The following is an 18640-nucleotide window of genomic DNA, read 5'->3' as shown; positions in this document are numbered from 1 at the left end:
ATGCTCCTTATCTTGGTTTTCATGGGATATATTACGTTTATCGGTTTTTGGGCACATCCACTGGTCAACAATAAGACAGTCAGCCTGAAAGAACTGGTTGGTTTCAAAAACAAAAATAAAATACTGAGATGAGAAAGATATTATTAGGCTTACCCGCCTTTTGCCTATTGATGGCATGTGGCAGTTCCGAGCAATCTGCTGTCATAACAGTTTCCGGCGAGACATTGATGCACGAAGTTCGTGCAACTCCCTCTCCTGCGAATGGTGCTTGCGTTAAGATGAATCCGCCGCGCTTTATGTGGCCGGATAAATTCCCGCATTTAGGTCCGGTATTGGATGGAGTTCCGGGACAAGTGGATGAAAAACCGAAAGTAGTCTATCGGATTCGTATTTCTCAGGACAAGAACTTTCAAAAGGAAGTGTTGATTGGGGAACGCGCCTGGGCTTTTTTCAATCCTTTCCAGTGCCTGGCTCAGGGAAAATGGTACTGGCAATATGCTTACGTCACTCCTGGAGGTAAAGAAGAATGGTCACCGGTTTATCAATTCCATATAGGTAAAGATACACCGGAATTTAATCCGCCCACATTGGAGAAAGTCTTGGCAAAATATACGTCTCACCACCCACGCGTATTATTGGATGCGGATGATTGGGAGGAAATTATAACGAAGAATAAAAATAATCCGGAAGCTCAGGCCTATATGGACAAAGCTTCCCGGTGCATTTCTCATCCGTTGAAGCATCTTCAGGAAGAGATAGATACAACAAATGTAGTTACATTAACCAATGTAGTACAGCGTGAGTCAGCCCTTATCCGCGAGAGCCGTAAGATTGTGGATAGAGAAGAAGCCAATGTGGAAGCATTGGTACGCGCCTATCTGCTGACGAAAGACAAGAAGTATTATCGTGAAGGCATCAACCGGTTGAGTGAAATCCTTTCCTGGCAAACAAGCAAATACTTTGCAGGTGACTTCAATCTATCCACTTTGCTCTCTATGAGCACATCGGCGTACGACGGGTTCTACAACCTGTTGTCTCCGTCAGAAAAACAGTTATTATTAGATAATATCCGGAATATCGGGAATAAATTCTATAATGAATACGTTAATCATCTGGAGAACCGTATTGCAGACAATCATGTATGGCAAATGACTTTCCGCATTCTTACAATGGCGGCCTTTGCCACAGTTGGTGAGATTCCGGAAGCATCCGTGTGGGCAGATTATTGCTATAATGAATGGATCTCCCGTCTTCCGGGACTGAATAAGGATGGTGCTTGGCATAATGGAGATTCATATTTTCATGTAAATATACGCACACTGATAGAGGTACCGGCCTTTTTCTCCCGTATATCCGGTTTCAATTTCTTTGCCGATCCGTGGTATAACAACAATGCTTTATATGTCATTTACCAGCAACCTCCCTTTTCCAAATCCGGAGGACATGGCAATTCGCATGAGGGACAGCGCACTCCGAATGGAGGTCGCGTAGGATATGCAGATGCGCTGGCACGCGAATGTAACAATCCGTGGGCGGCAGCTTATGTACACGAAATTATGCAGGAAGACCCTGATATTCTGTCGAAAGCTTTTGAAGCCAAACCGGCGGACTTGACCTGGTATCGTTGTACGACAAAAAAGGAGAGGCCTGCTTATAGTAGTAAGCTGTTGGAGCTGCCTCAGTCCAAAGTTTTCAGCCAGACAGGCACTGCACTGATGAACACAGACATAGGACATCACACCAACAATGCCATGCTCTCTTTCCGTAGCAGCCCCTATGGTGCCACTTCCCATGCTTTAGCTAATCAAAACGCCTTCAATACTTTCTTTGGTGGAAAGGCAATTTTCTATAGCAGTGGACATCGTACCGGCTTTACAGATGACCATTGCATGTATGCTTATCGGAATACTCGCGCCCATAATTCCATATTGGTGAATGGTATGGGACAAAAGATTGGAACGGAAGGTTATGGATGGATTCCTCGCTATTATGAAGGAGAAGAAATCTCCTACGTTGTAGGTGATGCTTCTAACGCTTATGGAAAAGTGGTTTCTCCGTTGTGGCTGGAACGTGGGCGCTTGTCTGGTACTCAGTATACACCGGAGAAAGGTTGGGATGAGAATAAACTGGATTTTTTTCGAAGACATATTGTTCAGCTGGGACGTTCGGGTTTGTTCGTTGTTTATGACGAACTGGTTGGTAAAGAACCGGTAGAATGGAATTATCTGCTGCATACGGTAGAACTGCCCATGGAAGTCGCTGAAGAGAAAGACGGATTGCGCATCTTAGGAAAGAACAAGGCAGACGGAGTATCTATAGCTCATCTGTTCTCCTCACAGAAAATGACTTATGCGCAAACAGACACCTTTTTTGTGGCTGCTGTTGATTGGAAAAAACGACTTGGCAAAACTCTCTCCAATCATTATCATTTTACAGCAACGACAGCTTCTTGCAGCAAAATCTGTTTTCTCAATGTGATTGATGTACATGGAAACAACCGTGCCGATGCTGTAATTAATCGTGAAAGGAACCGCATAACAGTAGAAGAATGGGTTATCGAATGTAATCTGGAAGGTGAAGGTAATGCGTTCTTGTATATAGAGAATAAACAGAACGGTGTTTCGCTGGACTTCAATTATGACTCAAACAAAGGTGCTACGACCATCATAGATCGGGTAGACGGAAAGAAAGTAGAAAAAAGGCTGGTTGATGCCTTACCGGAACTTGAAATATGATATCACTTTAAAACAAAATTGAATTATTGAAATAATATGGTAAAAGAAAATTCAATGAAGTATTTGGCTTGTTTTTCGTTGTTATGCTCTTCTATGGCTTCTGCCATCGAACGTCCTAACATCATCTACATCTTCACCGATCAGCAAACGGCCAGCGCCATGAGCTGTGCCGGAAATCCGGATCTGCACACTCCCAACCTTGACCGTTTGGCAGCGGCCGGTATACTATTTAATAACGCTTATTGTACAGCTCCACTCAGTGGCCCCTCACGTGGAGCTATGTTTACAGGGTACTATCCGGATGCAGTAGGGCTGTCTGTCAACGGATCACCGATGCCCGACTCTCTTAAGGCACAAACACTGGGCACTTTAATAAAGAATGCCGGTTATGATTGTGCCTATGGCGGTAAATGGCATCTTCCTTTACTCGAAGTTCCAGACAAAGAATATGGCTTCGACAATATATATAAACATAGTGATGATGGGCTGGCAGAAGCTTGTGCCGAATATCTCTCGCGCAAACATAAAAAGCCGTTTTTTTTGGTGGCTTCCTATGACAACCCACATAATATCTGCGAATATGCACGTCGTCAGAACTTCCCTTATGGAAATATTGATATACCTGATATACGGGATTGTCCGGGATTGCCTGCCAATTTTGCCAAAAACCCGTATGATGCTGACGTCATTGAAAGTGAAAGAATCAATAACTACAATGTATATCCAACCGCTGGTTTTACCCCCGAAGACTGGCGTATGTACCGATATACTTATTATCGCTTGGTAGAAAAAGTAGATAGAGAAATAGGAAAGATTATTGATGCCATCGATCGGAATAATCTTTGGGAAAATACAGTGGTAATCTTTTCCAGCGATCACGGCGATGGTATAGGTGCCCATCGTTGGAACCAGAAGTCTGCTTTATATGAGGAGATTATCAATATCCCTCTTATTGTAACGCTGCCAGGCAAGAAGAATGCAGGCAAAGTGTTACCCCAGCTTATTAGTAACGGTGTAGATTTCTTTGCCTCCGTGTGTGACTGGGCAGGTGCCAAAATGCCGAAGGGAGCAGCAGGAAAGTCTTTCCGGAAAATTGCAGAGGAAGGAAATCCGCAAGCTTTACATCAAGAATATATCATCACCGAAACACGGTTTGACGGTAGCAAGACGAGGGGCTGGGTAGTACGTAGCGAACGTTATAAATATGTGCTTTACGATAAAGGAAGATATCGCGAACAGCTGTTTGATATGCAAAATGACAGAGGGGAAATGAGAAACCTGATAATGGAAAACTCATATGGCCAGAAACTGCAAGAATTACGCGATATTCTTGAGAAATGGATGAACATCTATAACGTACGTCCAAGTCGCCCGAAACTGCATGATGTCCCTGGGAAAACACTTAAAAATGTTCATAAGTAACGTTTGTCTGATGGCTTAATCACAAGGAGGAGTCGAAATGACCAATCAGTTTTATGCCTAGCTGGCATTGTTTAGGTCTCGTGTTTCTCATTCTGATATGAAGCTTGATTAAGAGATCTTTTCAGTGAAAGGTACCGGGTCCTATCAATCTCAACTTGGCAAATGTAACCCTTCGCTTGGCCATGCTGAAGTTTACAATTATGCTTCAAGTTTTAGAATTGAATATCATCGCTTGTATTGAATAGGTGTTAAGTAACTTCTGTTTATAGAATTTTCAAAGCCACCAGGCTCGAAGGCCGTTTCGGTACACAAAAACAGTATTACTCACTATCGAAAATTAAAGTACGGAACAGGAAAACAGAAATCCTATAGAGGAAGTTGTTAGGCTTCTTCCAAACGGATAAGATTTTAGCTCAGAGAGAGAAAATACAATAAAATGGCATATGAGATGGTAGGAGCAAATCATCTGCATATGCCATCTTACTTTTTTATGACATTTACTGAATATCCCTAATTAAGGGGCTATTCGAAAATAGATAGCCCCTTAATTAGGGATATTATTATAGTAAAATCCTTTTATTCTGAAACTTCATTAAGTTCACTGCTCTTTTTGCCTTTTATCAGTATGTAAGCGATAGGAGATGCAACGAACAGAGAAGACATTGTACCGAATACAACACCCAGAATCATGGCGAATGCGAAGCTGCGGATGGAATCACCACCGAGGATGAAGATACACAGTAACACAATCAAAGTACTCAGTGAAGTATTGATGGTACGTGCCAGAGTTGTGTTCAATGAGTCATTGAACAACTGGAATCTGTCACGCTTCGGATAGAGGCCGAAGAATTCGCGTACACGGTCGAAGATTACCACCTTGTCATTGATAGAGTAACCGATAGCTGTCAGGATGGCACCGATAAAGGTCTGGTCGATTTCCAGAGAGAACGGCATCCAGCCCCAACAGATAGAGTAGGCACCCAGGATGATGATGGTATCACAAGCCAATGCGGCTACTGAACCGATACTGTATGCAATATTGCGGAAACGGATCAGGATATAGATACCGATGGCAATCAATGCAAGTACAACGGACCAGATGGCTGAAACCTTGATATCGTCTGCGATACTCGGACCTACCTTCTGGGAACTGATGATACTTCCGCCCGTATGGTTTTCGCGGTCGATGAAGGTTTCCAAAGTGATGTTCTGAGTCAATACCGGCTTCAGAGTCTCATACAGATATGCTTCGATTTCAGAGTCGATGTTGTTACCTTCTTCTTCAATGCGGTAGTTCGTGCTGATACGTACAGTCTTGCCGTCTGTACCGATAGCGATAACGCTGACATTGGCATCGCCGAACTTGCTGGAGATAAGTTCACGAATCTGTTCCGGTTCCACTTTGTTCTCAAACTGTACCTTGAAGTTACGTCCACCGGTGAAGTCGATGCTCTGGCTCAGTCCACGGGTAGCGAGGAAAGCGATGCATACAACTACGGCAGCTCCGGTGATGGTCAACCACAGCTTGTTTCTGCCCATGAAGTCGAAGTGTACGTTCGCCATTAGGTTCTTGGAAATCTTGGAAGAGAATGTCAGGTTCAGCAATTTGTCTTTGCCCATGAAATAATCATAGAACAGACGTGTCATGAACACGGCAGTAAAGAACGAAATCAAGATACCGATAATCAGTGTAGTGGCAAAACCGCGGATAGGACCTGTACCGAAGTTGAACAGGATGATACCGGTGATGATAGACGTCAAGTTGGAGTCGAAGATAGCAGAGAAGGCGTTGGAGTAACCGTCAGCCAATGCTTTCTTCACACCCTTGCCTGCACGGAGTTCTTCTTTGGTACGCTCGTAAATCAATACGTTGGCATCCACAGCCATACCCAGCGCCAACACCATACCGGCAATACCGGACATCGTCAATGCTGCCTGGAAAGAAGAAAGGATACCCAACGTGAAGAACAAGTTCAGCACCAAAGCACCATTGGCAACCATACCCGGAATGAATCCGTACATAGAGCACATGTAAACCATCAGCAGAATCAATGCTACGATGAATGACATGATACCGGCATTGATGGAAGCTTGTCCCAGTGAAGGACCTACGATATCTTCTTGTACGATGTGCGCAGGAGCTGGCATCTTACCTGATCTTAACACGTTTGCCAAGTCTTTTGCTTGTTCCGGAGTAAAGTGACCGGTAATCTGTGAGTTACCACCAGTGATTTCATTGTTTACGTTCGGTGCGGAGTAAACGTAACCGTCCAGCACGATAGCGATGCTCTTGCCGATATTCTGCTTGGTGAGCTGAGCCCAACGGCGTGCACCGTCAGTGTTCATGGACATACTTACGGCAGGTTTACCGTAATGGTCGTATTCGTCTTTGGCGCTAACCACTACATCACCTTCCAGAGGCGCCTTGCCGTTACGTTCTGTAGAACGGATGGCATAAAGTTCGAAAGTCTGAGCTTTCGGATCATATTCATAAGGAGATACTCCCCATTTCAGACGCAAGTCTTTCGGCATTTCGGCTTGAACTTCCGGCATGGAAAGGTATCTGTTGATTTCAGCTGTATCCTTGTAGTTGGCATAGGCTACAACAGGACCTTGTCCGCTGGGGTTGACTTGCAAGATTGCGAACAGCGGGTGTTCTTTCTTTATTTGTGCAAGGTCAGCGGTTTGTGTCTTGTTTTCACCCTTTAAAGCAGCGGCAAGACTGTCGGCTGTGCTGGTAGCTTGGGCTACGGCAGGAGCTTTGGTAGCTGCGCTGTCTGCCTCTTCTGCCGGAGTTTCGCTTGCAACGATGGCACGCAACTTGGTGTCGGCAGCTTGCAGATAGGGAGTAACGTCTTTTGCTGTGTATGTTTCCCAGAATTCCAGATTGGCGGAACCTTGTAATAATTTTCTTACACGTTCAGGTTCTTTGATACCCGGAAGTTCTACCATGATACGGCCCATTTTGTCTTCCAGACTCTGGATATTGGGCTGAACTACACCGAAACGGTCGATACGGGTACGAAGTACATTGTAGGAGTTGTCAACAGCTGCCTTTACTTCTTCGCGCAATACTTTCTCAACTTCCGCGTCGGTAGATTTCTGAGTTACCTTGTCTTTTAATTGTTGGGTTGCGAACAGTTGTGAAAGAGGAGCACCCGGAGCAAGCTTGTGATACTCTCTGACGAATAGGGTGATCACGTCATCCTGGCTTGTGGTAGCTTGTTTGGCGGCAGTGACCAATGCTTGGTTGAATGCTTCGTCAGTCTTGTTGTCAGCCAATACTTTGATGACATCGGGTACGGAAACTTCAAGGATGACGTTCATACCACCCTTCAAGTCCAAACCTAAACTGATTTCCATCTCACGACATTGTTTCAGCGTCCAATTGCCGAAATACACTTTCTCATTAGCCAGAGAATCGAGGTAGTCCTGCTCTACTTTCACATCGCCTTTTGCAAACTCTTTGGCCTTACTTGTGTAATGGCGAGTTACAAAAGAGAAGGAGAGATAGAACACACACACCAGTGTGAGCAATATCGCAAAAACCCTTACAAATCCTTTGTTTTGCATGTTACTTTTAGTTTATTATGATTACTTTTTAATTAAATTCTGTTGCATACAAGGCTGCAAATATAGCTTTTTTTTCACAAATCTTACTTCATACCGCGATTTTTTAACATCGGGTCTAATTGAGGCTCAGTTCCTCTGAAGTTTTTATAGAGAGTCATCGGGTCTTCGCTGTCTCCTTTTTCCAGAACATTCTGGCGGAAGAGGTCGGCTGTCTGCTTGTCGAAGATACCGTGTTCCTTGAAAGCTTCGAAGGCATCGTTGTCCAGAACATTGGCCCAGAGATAGCTGTAGTAGCCTGCAGCATAACCGCCGATGATGTGGTTGAAGTATGTGGTACGGTAGCGGGGAGCTATTTCCGGAATCAGCCCCAGTTGGTCCATCGCTTCTTTTTCGTATGCAACGACATCAAGACCTTCGGTATCAGTCAGGTTATGCAGGTTCATGTCGAGGATGGCGGCGGCCAGCAACTCGGTAGTCATGAAACCCTGGTTGAACGTTTTCTGGTTCAGTATCTTTTCAATCAGGCTGTCGGGAATGACCTCGCCGGTCTTGTAATGCTTGGCATACATTTTCAATACTTCGGGTTCGGTAGCCCAATGCTCGTTGATTTGAGAGGGGAGTTCCACGAAGTCGCGTACGACATTGGTGCCTGAAGTACCTTTATACTGGCATTGGGTCAATAATCCGTGCAGGGCATGGCCGAATTCATGGAACAAAGTTTCCACTTCGTCGATAGTCAGCAGGGAAGGAGTGTCGCCTACGGGCTTGGTGAAGCTGCATACGTTGCATACCAATGGACGTATGCTGCCTTGTTGTTCGCGGTAATTGCTCATCCAGGCACCACCGCTTTTGCCGGGACGGGGGAAGTAATCTACATAGAAGATACCTACTTGTGAGCCGTCTGCGGCTTTCACTTCAAACACTTCTACATCGGGATGATAGACGGGGATACCTTCGAGCTTTGTCAGCGTGATGCCATAGAGCTTATTGGCAACGGCAAAGGCGCCTTCACGTACGTTTTCCAGTTTGAAGTAGGGCTTAATCTCTTCTTCTTCGAGGTTATATTTCTCCTTACGGAGTTTTTCGGTGTAGTACCACCAATCCCATGCTTCCAGTTTCTCTCCTTTGCCTTCCTTGTCCATCAGCTTTTGCAGTTCGGCTGCTTCGGCTTTTGCTTTGGGGAGTGCATAACTCCACAAGTTGTTGAGGAAGTCCATCACGGCGGTGGAATTCTTTGCCATTGTATTGTCCAATACAAAGTTGGAGTAACAGTCGAAACCCAGCAGTTGCGCCTTTTCAAGTCTCAGGCGTACGATGTCGGTAATGATTTTCTTGTTGTCGTTCTTGTCATTGTTATTGCCGCGGTTGATGTAGGCCTTGTACATCTGTTCGCGTAGCGGCCGGTTAGCAGAGTATTGAAGGAAAGGCAGGCGGCTTGCATTATGGAGGGTAAACAGCCATTTGCCTTCCTGTCCGGTGGCACGGGCTTCAGCCATGGCGCTTTCGCGGAACCATTGGGGAAGTCCGGCGAGGTCTTCCTCTTTTCCTACATAAAGCTTGAAGTCGTTGTTTTCGTTCAGGATGTTGTTGCTGAACGTGATTCCGAGTGTGGAAAGCTGCTTGTTGATCTCACGCAGACGGGCTTGTTTGTCGGCCGGAAGATTGGCGCCGGAACGGATAAATTTCTTATGGGTTTTTTCCAGCAGCCTTTGTTGTTCGCGGGTCAGGCCGAGAGCATCTTTCTGGCTGTAGACAGCATCCACTTTCTTGAAAAGCTCCTGGTTGAGGGAGATGTTGTCTTCGTGTTCGGCCAATGTCGGAGCCAGTTTCATGGAAAGGGCTGTCAGTTCATCGGTAGTTTCGGCCTCCGTCAGGTTGAAAAATACACCACCTACACGGTCCAGGGTGGGAGAGCTGTTGTCAAGGGCAACAATGACATTTTCGAAAGTAGGGGCTTCCGTATTGTCAATGATGGCTTGGATGTTGGCATTTTGCTCTTCCATGCCTTTCTGGAATGCGGGTTCATAGTGCTCCAACTTGATTTTATCGAATGGAGGCACGCCATTGGGTGTTTGAAACTCGGTAAGGAACGGATTGCTTTCCGTCTGGGTGGCACAGGAGTACATCATACAACTTACTGCTAAAATTAGAATACATTTCTTGAACATTGTTTTCTAAGTATTAAATGGTTAAGTATTAATTTTCAATATCTCTTAGTGATATAGCACCATATCGGATAGTGGTCTGACTCTTTGATGGAACGGTCTACTGTACAATTGTAGGCTCTCAGGTTCTTGCTTGTCAGTATGTTGTCTATCCGGAAATAGAATCTGTTCTGGTTGTAGGAGATGCCCAGCCCCCGTCCTGATTGGGTGAATGCGTCGTCCAAATCCTGGGCGATGGTGCGGTGGGTATAGGAGATGGGGGTATCGTTGAAATCGCCGCATACAATAATGTAAGGATGCGGTGAAGCGGCTATTTCATGTGCAATAGTGTCAGCTTGCGGGGCACGGATGGCCGATGCTTCTGCCAGCTTGCGTATGAGCAGGCGTGCGCCGCTTTTCACTTTTTCCTTTTCGGGAGATTTCAGCATGTCTTCGTACACGACTTTATCGGCTTTGGTCAGCTTGTTGGACTCCAGATGATTGTTGATGAGGGTAACCGTGTCTTCCCCAATCTTGATTTCATAGAGTACCGAACCGTTGTATTCGCTGGGATAATCCAATATGCGTGACGAGAGAATCGGAAATTTAGAGTAACATGCTATCTTGTTGGTATGTCCCTTTCCGCTACCCACTGTGTTGATGCGGTGGTATGGATATGCCTTGAGTTCCCGCTCTACGTCTTTTTGCGAAAGATGCTTTGAGGATTGTACTGTGGAATATTCCTGCAGACAGAGGATATCGGCGCCACTTTCCTTCAAATAGGTCAATATCGGGTTTTTGCCATCTTGTTTGGCGGCACCGTCAAATCCCATAATGTTGTAGGAGAGCAGTTTGATACTTGTTTCCGGTAAGTGGTCTGTATGGAAGTTGATGGGCAGATAGGTGCGTATCTGCGAATAGCAGAGCAACATCCCTATTAGGGGCAGCAAAGCCGACCTATAGCGCTGGATGACCAGCCAAAAAATGAGGAAGCCGGCATTTATCATCAGGAACACGGGAAATGTCAGCCCCAGGCACGATTGCACCGGATGTGTGACCGGCTGGATGTGCGGACTATAGGCGGTGAACAGTAATAGGCCCGTAAATAAGGCATTGACCGCTAAAATCAGGAGAGCGACAAAATTACCGAGATGCTTCATTATAACAGTTGAAAATTGAAAGGTGAAAACTGAAAATAAGAGTGGCGGTTATATTCTCATTTTTCATTTTCCGTTTTCCATTTTCCATTGGTTTAACGTTTACTCGCGTCGAACAAGCTTTTCTTTTCCTCTGTAGTAAGGCTTTCGTATCCCGATTTCTTTAATTTGTCGAGAATGCGGTCTATCTCGTCGGATTGGGCTTTTTTCCGTGCGTTGTAATCATAATCTTTTTGTTTGCCAGTACCGTAGTGTACTTTCATTTTCGGCTTTCTAGGTTTGAAGCTGACGATGGAAACTAAGGTATCCAGACATTTGTTTATCCATGAGGTCAGGTCACTACCTTTGCTGAGGCTGGCGGCAAACCATACCCCTGCCAGCGCACCTCCTAAATGTGCGATGTGTCCACCGGCATTGCTGGAGGTGATGAACAGTAAATCGGTGCCTATAACGATGAGTGCCAGGTATTTCAGCCGGATGGTTCCGAACAGCAGTAGCCGTATCGGATAGTTGGGCTCGCGATAGGCGGTGGCGGCTACAATGGCAAGTACAGAGGCAGAAGCGCCCAGCATGAAAGAATAGTCTGTCATGGGACGGAAATACGGGAAAATGTTATAGGCGGCCATATAGAGCAGACCGCCGCAAATTCCTCCCAGAATGTATACACCCCGGAGATGCTTTGCAGAGAAGAAACTCAGGAACAGTGCACCGAACCAGTAAAGCCACAGCATATTGAAAAGAATGTGCATGAATCCTGCATGCATGAACATATATGTCAGTAGTGACCATGGTTGCAGGATGAAGCGTAGGACTGATGCCGGCAGTTCCAACCATTCGAATACGCCTGCTATACTCCGGTTGAACAACTGGAACATGACTTCGGTTAGCGTAGTAAGTATGAATACCGCTACATTGATGTAAATCAGTTGGATATAAATGTTCCCCCTACGGAAGGTTTCTTTCAAATCAGTTATAATAGTAGCCATTTCCTCTATTCTTTTTTCTCCAGTACATAATTAGGATAAAGCCGAATACCATACCACCCAGATGTGCGAAGTGAGCCACATTGTCTCCTGCACTGTTTGCAAATCCGGCATAAAGTTCAATCAAGGCATATCCGATAACAAAATATTTGGCCTTGATGGGAACCGGTAACGGGAAGATGAACATTTGCTGGTTGGGGAACAACATGCCGAATGCCAGCAGAATGGCGTATACTGCTCCCGAAGCTCCCACGGTAGTCATCATATTGAGATATTCCTCCATCGGGATGATGGCCATGCCAGTATTTACGCTGTCATAGGCGGAAAGTACTGTCTCATAATGAATATACTGTACCACCTCCTGGATAATTCCGGCTCCTATACCGCACACCAGATAGTAGAACAGAAATCGTTTTGGCCCCCATACCTGCTCTAAAATACGTCCGAACATCCATACAGCAAACATGTTGAAAAATATGTGCGCGAATCCGGCGTGCATGAACATATATGTTATCAATTGTGCTGCATTGAAATCTTCGGCAAGGAAAAAATGCAATCCCAGATATTGGGCGAGGTCGATGCCGTAGCTTTGGGCGACGATGGTACCCAGAAACATCAGCACATTAATGATTAAAAGGTTCTTGGTTACAGTAGGTATAGTATTCATAATCTGTTGTTTCAATTCATTTTACAGTTCAAAAACAGTTGCCTGTTTTTGCTTTCTCCGGCAAAAATACGAATAAATTCTGTTCTATAACAGAAAAAGCAGATTCTATTCCTTCTTTTTCGTTGTTTTCCAATATTTTTTTAATGTTTTTATTTGATATTCAGAAATATTGCTCTATTTTTGTGGAGGTTTGTGATGAAAAGTAAAAATATCTTTTGTGTAACATATTAATTAATTTTAAGCATTATGAATAAGGCGGAACTTATTAGCGCTATGGCAGCGGAGTCTGGTTTGTCAAAGACTGATTCAAAGAAAGCATTGGATGCATTTATCGCATCAGTCACTAAGGCAATGAAGGCCGGTGATAAAGTATCATTGGTTGGTTTTGGAACTTTCAGTGTGGTGGAAAGAGGAGCGCGTATGGGTATCAACCCCTCTACTAAAAAGCCTATCGAGATTGCTGCAAAGAAAGTTGTTAAATTCAAACCAGGTACGGAATTGACAGCTGAATAAGAACAGTATACTCAACATACAACGAGGGGACGTTTTACAAGGAGCGTCCCCTCTTTGTATGTTGAATATCTTGTGAGGCCATAAAAACAAGCCTGCTTGTTTTGTACTGATTTCGGTTTACGCTATCTTTGCACGCAGGAAAATACATTTGAATCATGAATATAGAACAGAAACTGGTATCGTCCGTCATCGGCGGACTGAAAGCGCTTTACGGACAGGATGTTCCTGCCGCACAAGTGCAGTTGCAGAAAACCAAGAAAGAATTTGAGGGACACCTCACGCTGGTTGTATTCCCTTTTCTCCGTATGTCCAAGAAAGGACCGGAGCAGACGGCCCAGGAAATCGGTGAATACTTGCAGGCAAACGAGCCTTCGGTTGCAGCATTTAATGTCATCAAGGGCTTCCTGAACCTGACCATTGCCTCCTCTGCGTGGATAGAATTGTTGAATGGCATTCATGCGGACAAGCAGTACGGTATCGTGGCTGTTACTGACAACTCTCCATTGGTGATGATTGAGTATTCTTCTCCCAACACCAACAAACCGCTTCATTTGGGCCATGTACGCAATAATCTTTTAGGAAATGCGCTGGCTAATATAGTGGCTGCCAACGGTAATAAGGTAGTAAAGACAAATATTGTCAATGACCGTGGAATTCATATCTGCAAGTCCATGTTGGCATGGCAGAAGTACGGAAATGGTGAAACTCCCGAATCATCCGGCAAGAAGGGAGATCACTTGATTGGCGATTACTATGTTTCCTTCGACAAGCATTATAAAGCGGAAGTGAAAGAACTGATGGCCAAGTTCCAAAGCGAAGGCATGAATGAGGAAGAAGCCAAAGCCAAGGCGGAAGCTGAATCTCCTTTGATGAAGGAGGCTCGTGAAATGCTGGTAAAGTGGGAGGCCAATGACCCGGAAGTACGTGCGCTCTGGAAGAAGATGAACGACTGGGTGTATGCAGGTTTTGACGAGACTTACCGTATGATGGGTGTAACTTTTGATAAGATATATTACGAATCAAACACGTACCTCGAAGGTAAGGAGAAGGTAATGGAGGGCCTGGAGAAAGGCTTCTTCTACCGGAAAGAAGATGGCTCTGTATGGGCAGACCTCACGGGTGAGGGGTTGGACCACAAGCTACTGTTGCGTGCGGACGGTACATCCGTCTACATGACGCAGGATATAGGTACTGCCAAACTCCGCTTTGCAGATTATCCCATCGACAAGATGATTTATGTGGTAGGCAACGAACAGAATTACCATTTCCAGGTATTGTCCATCCTGCTCGACAAACTGGGCTTCGAATGGGGTAAAGGGTTGGTGCACTTCTCTTACGGTATGGTGGAACTTCCCGAGGGCAAGATGAAGAGCCGCGAAGGTACAGTAGTTGATGCTGACGACTTGATGGCGGAGATGATTGATACAGCCAAGGAAACCAGCAATGAACTGGGTAAGCTGGATGGTCTGACAAAGGAAGAGGCAGACAATATCGCCCGTATCGTTGGTCTGGGTGCCTTAAAGTACTTCATCCTGAAAGTGGATGCCCGCAAGAACATGACATTCAATCCAAAAGAGTCCATCGACTTTAATGGTAATACGGGGCCGTTCATCCAATATACTTATGCACGTATCCAGTCTGTTCTCCGCAAGGCAAAAGAGGCCGGTATCGAAATCCCTGCCCAGTTGCCTGCCGGCATTGAACTGAGTGAGAAGGAAGAGGGACTGATACAGATGGTTGCCGACTTTGCCGCTATTGTGAAGCAGGCAGGTGAGGACTACAGTCCGTCCATCATTGCAAACTATACGTATGACCTTGTGAAGGAATATAATCAGTTCTACCATGACTTCAGCATTTTGCGTGAGGAGAACGAAGCAGTGAAGGTATTCCGCCTTGCATTGTCCGAGAATGTAGCCAAGGTGGTACGCTTAGGTATGGGATTGCTGGGAATTGAGGTGCCGGATAGGATGTAAACATTGTACTATAAAAGAATAAGCCCGAGGATACTTCTTCGGGCTTATTTTTTTATAGTGCAATATTTATTCTTGTGGTAGAAATAATAGAAGTTTAAATTATCGTCTCCTTTCTCCCATTTTATACGTGTAGACTAAGTCCTATTTTGTCTTGCTTGTTTTGGCAGTTGCCTTGGCGGTTGTTTTAGTCGTTTTCGTTGCTTTCACCGCCTTTGCAGTCCGCTTAGACTTGCCCGTATCCTTGTCGCTTTGCAGTTTCACAATTTCCAGACAAGCCTGAAGGTTCAGGTCTTGAGGGATGATGTCTTTAGGAATCTTGTAGTTGCTGCCTTTATAAGCGATGTAAGGGCCATAGCGTCCATTCAGGATTTCCAGTTCCGGTTCTTCCTCAAACTTCTTGATATGTTTCTGGGCTTCTGCTTCTTGTTTCTTTTGCAAAAGTTCAATAGCTTCTTCCAGCGTAACAGTCATCGGGTCCATTGTCTTGGGTAATGAGGCATACAAGCCGTTGTTCTGGATATAAGGTCCGAAACGTCCCGCACCTACGACTACATTCTTGCCTTCGTACTCTCCGAGAGTACGGGGAAGTTTGAACAGCTCCAGCGCTTCTTCCAGCGTAATGGTCTCGATGGACATTTCTTTTTTTACCTGGGCGAAACGGGGCTTTTCCTCATCTTCGGCAGTACCTATCTGTGCTACTGGGCCGAAACGTCCGATTTTTACAGACACTTGTTTTCCGCTGACGGGGTCTGTTCCTAGAATCCGTTCGCCTGCCTTGTGGGCGGTTTTCGCGGCAAGCGTGTTCTCCACCGAAGGATGGAATTTCTTATAGAATGTTTTCAGAATGGCGGTCCATTGCTTGTCACCTTCGGCTATTTCGTCGAATTGCTTTTCGACGCTCGCTGTGAAGTTGTAGTCAAGGATGTCCGGGAAGTACTCTATCAGGAAGTCATTGACCACAATACCGGTGTCTGTCGGCATCAGTTTTGACTTTTCGGCTCCGGTGATTTCTGTATGGTTGTTGTCCGTTATTTCATTACCCTGCAGGTTAAGCACATTGTAGGTGCGTTCTTCACCTGCTTTTTCTCCTTTTATCACGTATTCGCGTTGCTGGATGGTGGAAATGGTAGGAGCATAGGTAGACGGACGTCCGATACCCAGTTCCTCCAATTTGCGCACAAGGCTTGCTTCCGTGTAGCGGGGAGGGTGTTGGGTGAAACGTTCGGTAGCAGTGATACCTTCATGTTCGAGCTTCTGTCCTTTTTTCAGAGGGGGCAGTAGGCGTGCCTCATCTTCCTGGGTTTCTACGTCATCATCGTATGATTCGCGGTAGACACGGAGGAAACCGTCGAATTTCACCACTTCGCCGGTTGCAGTGAAAGTCTCCGTCTCGTTGCTGATAGCAATGGTTACGGTTGTCTTTTCCACTTCGGCATCTGCCATCTGCGAGGCGATGGTACGTTTCCAGATGAGGTCGTACAGCTTTCTTTCCTGCGGGGTACCTTCTATCTTGGCATTCTCCATATAGGTGGGGCGGATAGCTTCGTGGGCTTCTTGCGCTCCTTTGGTCTTGGTGGCGAAGTGGCGGTTGTGTACGTAACGTTCGCCCATCAGGTTGGAGATGGTTTCACGGCTGGCGTTGACGGCAAGTTCGGAAAGGTTGACGGAGTCGGTACGCATGTAGGTTATCAATCCGGATTCGTACAGACGTTGCGCCACCATCATGGTCTGTGCCACGGTGAATCCCAGTTTGCGGGCAGCCTCCTGCTGCAAGGTAGAGGTGGTGAACGGGGCGGCGGGAGTTTTCTTCAGCGGACGGGTAGTGATGTCGCTGATGGTAAACGTAGCTGCTTTACAGCTCTCCAGCAATTTCCGGGCTTCTGCCTTTGTCTTGAGCCGGTGCGCCAGTTCGGCTTTCATTTCCACTGTTTTGCCGTCAGTGTCCGGAACGAGGAATACGGCGGTAACACGGTAGGATGCTTCGGTTTGGAATGCATGTATCTCGCGTTCGCGCTCTACAATGAGACGGACGGCTACGGACTGTACACGGCCTGCAGAAAGGGCAGGTTTCACTTTCTTCCACAATACCGGTGAAAGTTCAAAACCTACGATACGGTCCAGGATACGTCGGGCTTGCTGGGCATCGACCAGGTTGATGTCAATGTCACGGGGATTTTCTATCGCTTTCAGGATGGCACCTTTGGTGATTTCATGGAAGACGATACGTCTGGTGTGTTCCGGTTTCAGTTTCAGCACTTCGTACAAGTGCCATGCGATGGCTTCCCCTTCGCGGTCCTCATCGGAAGCCAGCCATACGGTTTCTGCCTGCTCGGCTTCTTCTTTCAACTGGGTTACGAGTTTCTTTTTATCCGCCGGTATCTCGTAATGCGGTTTGAAGTCTTTGTCTACGTCAATACTGAATTCTTTTTTCTTCAAATCACGTATATGGCCGTAGCTGGAAAGGACTTTGAAATCTTTTCCAAGGAATTTCTCGATGGTTTTTGCTTTCGCCGGAGACTCGACTATGACAAGGTTTTTCTGCATAAATTTCTGTTTTTTAGTGACTCCCGCCACTGAATTCGCCCGCAAAAGTAGGAAAAAAAGATTCTTCCCACCTTATAATATAAGGAGAATTTAGCAAAAATGACCTTTTTTGTTCAAATTAGAGCTTCGGCTTGTGCTACCTCTATTAAAAGAGGAAGCTTACTCCACCTAAGAAACTGAGACCTTCTGAAGGGTATCCCCAGTAGTACTGGTAATCTTTGTTCAGCAAGTTGTTCACGCGCGCATACACGGAGATTCCTTTGAAGAGTTCGTAGCTGCCGTTTAGATAGAGATTGCTGACGGGGTCTGCCTTGTTGCCCTCCACGCCTTGGCGTGAGATGTGCTGATAGCCGATGCCGACAAGCAGTGGGGAGATGGGGCGTACCTTGAGATTGAGATTGCCTTCTACGGCCGGTTTGAAACTTACTACGACATCAGAACCGTCTGAGTCCGTTGTCCAATGGCGATAGACGGCATTGGCGGCGAGATAGAAAACATCCTTGTAGTTGTAGCTCAGGTCGGCTCCGGCATAGAGGTTCTTGGTGTCTTCTGTGAGGAAAACATTGCTTATCCCGTCGGACTTGACAGTCGGAGTGTCAATCAGGTCGTTTTTCAAATCTTGATACCCGCCGTATAGGTTGAACCACAATCCGCTGACCGGACTTGCCTTGAAGCCGATGGCTGCGTTGAGCTGTTCGTAGGTATTGTCAAGCTGCTGGTTTGTAATGCCATAAGGCGTAATGGTTTCCAGACGGCGGAAATCGTTCTGTAGCCGTCCTCCCTTACCTTGTGCGTAGAGGATGTAGCTGTCCGAGAAGATGTATTGTATTTCTACGTCGGGAGCGGCGCGGAACTTCTTGCCGAAGCCGAAAGCCAGGTCGACGTGTGCGCCGAGACGTATTTTCCAGTCGTCATTCTGAAAGAGATAG

General features: G+C 45.9%; 10 protein-coding genes and 1 pseudogene. 4 read left to right on the top strand and 7 right to left on the bottom strand.

Annotated features, from left to right (window positions below):
* Window positions 1-128 precede the first annotated feature (128 nt).
* Both ABUA47_RS12145 and ABUA47_RS12140 read left to right on the top strand, forming a co-directional pair.
* Window positions 129-2735, top strand: a complete 2607-nt coding sequence (locus ABUA47_RS12145) for a DUF4962 domain-containing protein (RefSeq protein WP_022402180.1) — start codon at window positions 129-131, stop codon at window positions 2733-2735.
* Window positions 2736-2771: 36 nt separating this feature from the next.
* The gene (locus ABUA47_RS12140; protein WP_035447165.1) at window positions 2772-4157 is read left to right on the top strand and encodes a sulfatase; all 1386 of its coding nucleotides are present in this window, start codon (window positions 2772-2774) and stop codon (window positions 4155-4157) included.
* Window positions 4158-4733: 576 nt separating this feature from the next.
* Here the strand turns inward: ABUA47_RS12140 and secDF are convergent.
* The 5 genes from secDF to ABUA47_RS12115 form a co-directional block, all read right to left on the bottom strand.
* Window positions 4734-7730 carry a protein translocase subunit SecDF gene (gene secDF, locus ABUA47_RS12135; protein WP_035447164.1) on the bottom strand — a complete coding sequence of 999 codons (2997 nt, stop codon included), beginning with the start codon at window positions 7728-7730 and terminating at the stop codon, window positions 4734-4736.
* Window positions 7731-7813: 83 nt separating this feature from the next.
* On the bottom strand, window positions 7814-9898 hold the full coding sequence (locus tag ABUA47_RS12130) for a M3 family metallopeptidase (protein WP_005834430.1): 2085 nt from the start codon (window positions 9896-9898) through the stop codon (window positions 7814-7816).
* Window positions 9899-9933: 35 nt separating this feature from the next.
* Window positions 9934-11034, bottom strand: coding sequence for an endonuclease/exonuclease/phosphatase family protein (locus ABUA47_RS12125; RefSeq protein WP_005834432.1), 1101 nt, complete (start codon window positions 11032-11034; stop codon window positions 9934-9936).
* Window positions 11035-11126: 92 nt separating this feature from the next.
* Entirely contained in the window at window positions 11127-12017 is an 891-nt protein-coding gene (locus ABUA47_RS12120) for a rhomboid family intramembrane serine protease (RefSeq protein WP_005834433.1), read from the bottom strand.
* Entirely contained in the window at window positions 11998-12681 is a 684-nt protein-coding gene (locus ABUA47_RS12115; protein WP_005830648.1) for a rhomboid family intramembrane serine protease, read from the bottom strand. Before ABUA47_RS12115 ends, ABUA47_RS12120 begins: the two co-directional genes overlap by 20 nt.
* Window positions 12682-12927: 246 nt before the next feature.
* Here ABUA47_RS12115 and ABUA47_RS12110 point away from each other — a divergent pair, with 246 nt between their 5' ends.
* Both ABUA47_RS12110 and argS read left to right on the top strand, forming a co-directional pair.
* Window positions 12928-13194, top strand: coding sequence for an HU family DNA-binding protein (locus ABUA47_RS12110; protein ID WP_005830643.1), 267 nt, complete (start codon window positions 12928-12930; stop codon window positions 13192-13194).
* 155 nt (window positions 13195-13349) lie between these two features.
* On the top strand, window positions 13350-15167 hold the full coding sequence (gene argS, locus ABUA47_RS12105) for an arginine--tRNA ligase (protein ID WP_005834435.1): 1818 nt from the start codon (window positions 13350-13352) through the stop codon (window positions 15165-15167).
* 141 nt (window positions 15168-15308) lie between these two features.
* On the opposite strand, the gene topA is transcribed toward argS, so the two are convergent.
* Together topA and ABUA47_RS12095 are read right to left on the bottom strand one after the other, a co-directional pair.
* Window positions 15309-17711, bottom strand: a complete 2403-nt coding sequence (gene topA / locus ABUA47_RS12100; RefSeq protein ID WP_005834437.1) for a type I DNA topoisomerase — start codon at window positions 17709-17711, stop codon at window positions 15309-15311.
* 145 nt (window positions 17712-17856) lie between these two features.
* A pseudogene (locus ABUA47_RS12095) lies at window positions 17857-18640 on the bottom strand (TonB-dependent receptor); the annotation flags it as partial.

Origin of the sequence: Bacteroides sp. RTP31139st1_H2_RTP31139_211217 (assembly GCF_040227615.1) — a bacterium.
GTDB lineage: Bacteria > Bacteroidota > Bacteroidia > Bacteroidales > Bacteroidaceae > Bacteroides > Bacteroides uniformis.
This window is presented reverse-complemented; position numbering and strand designations above follow the sequence as displayed.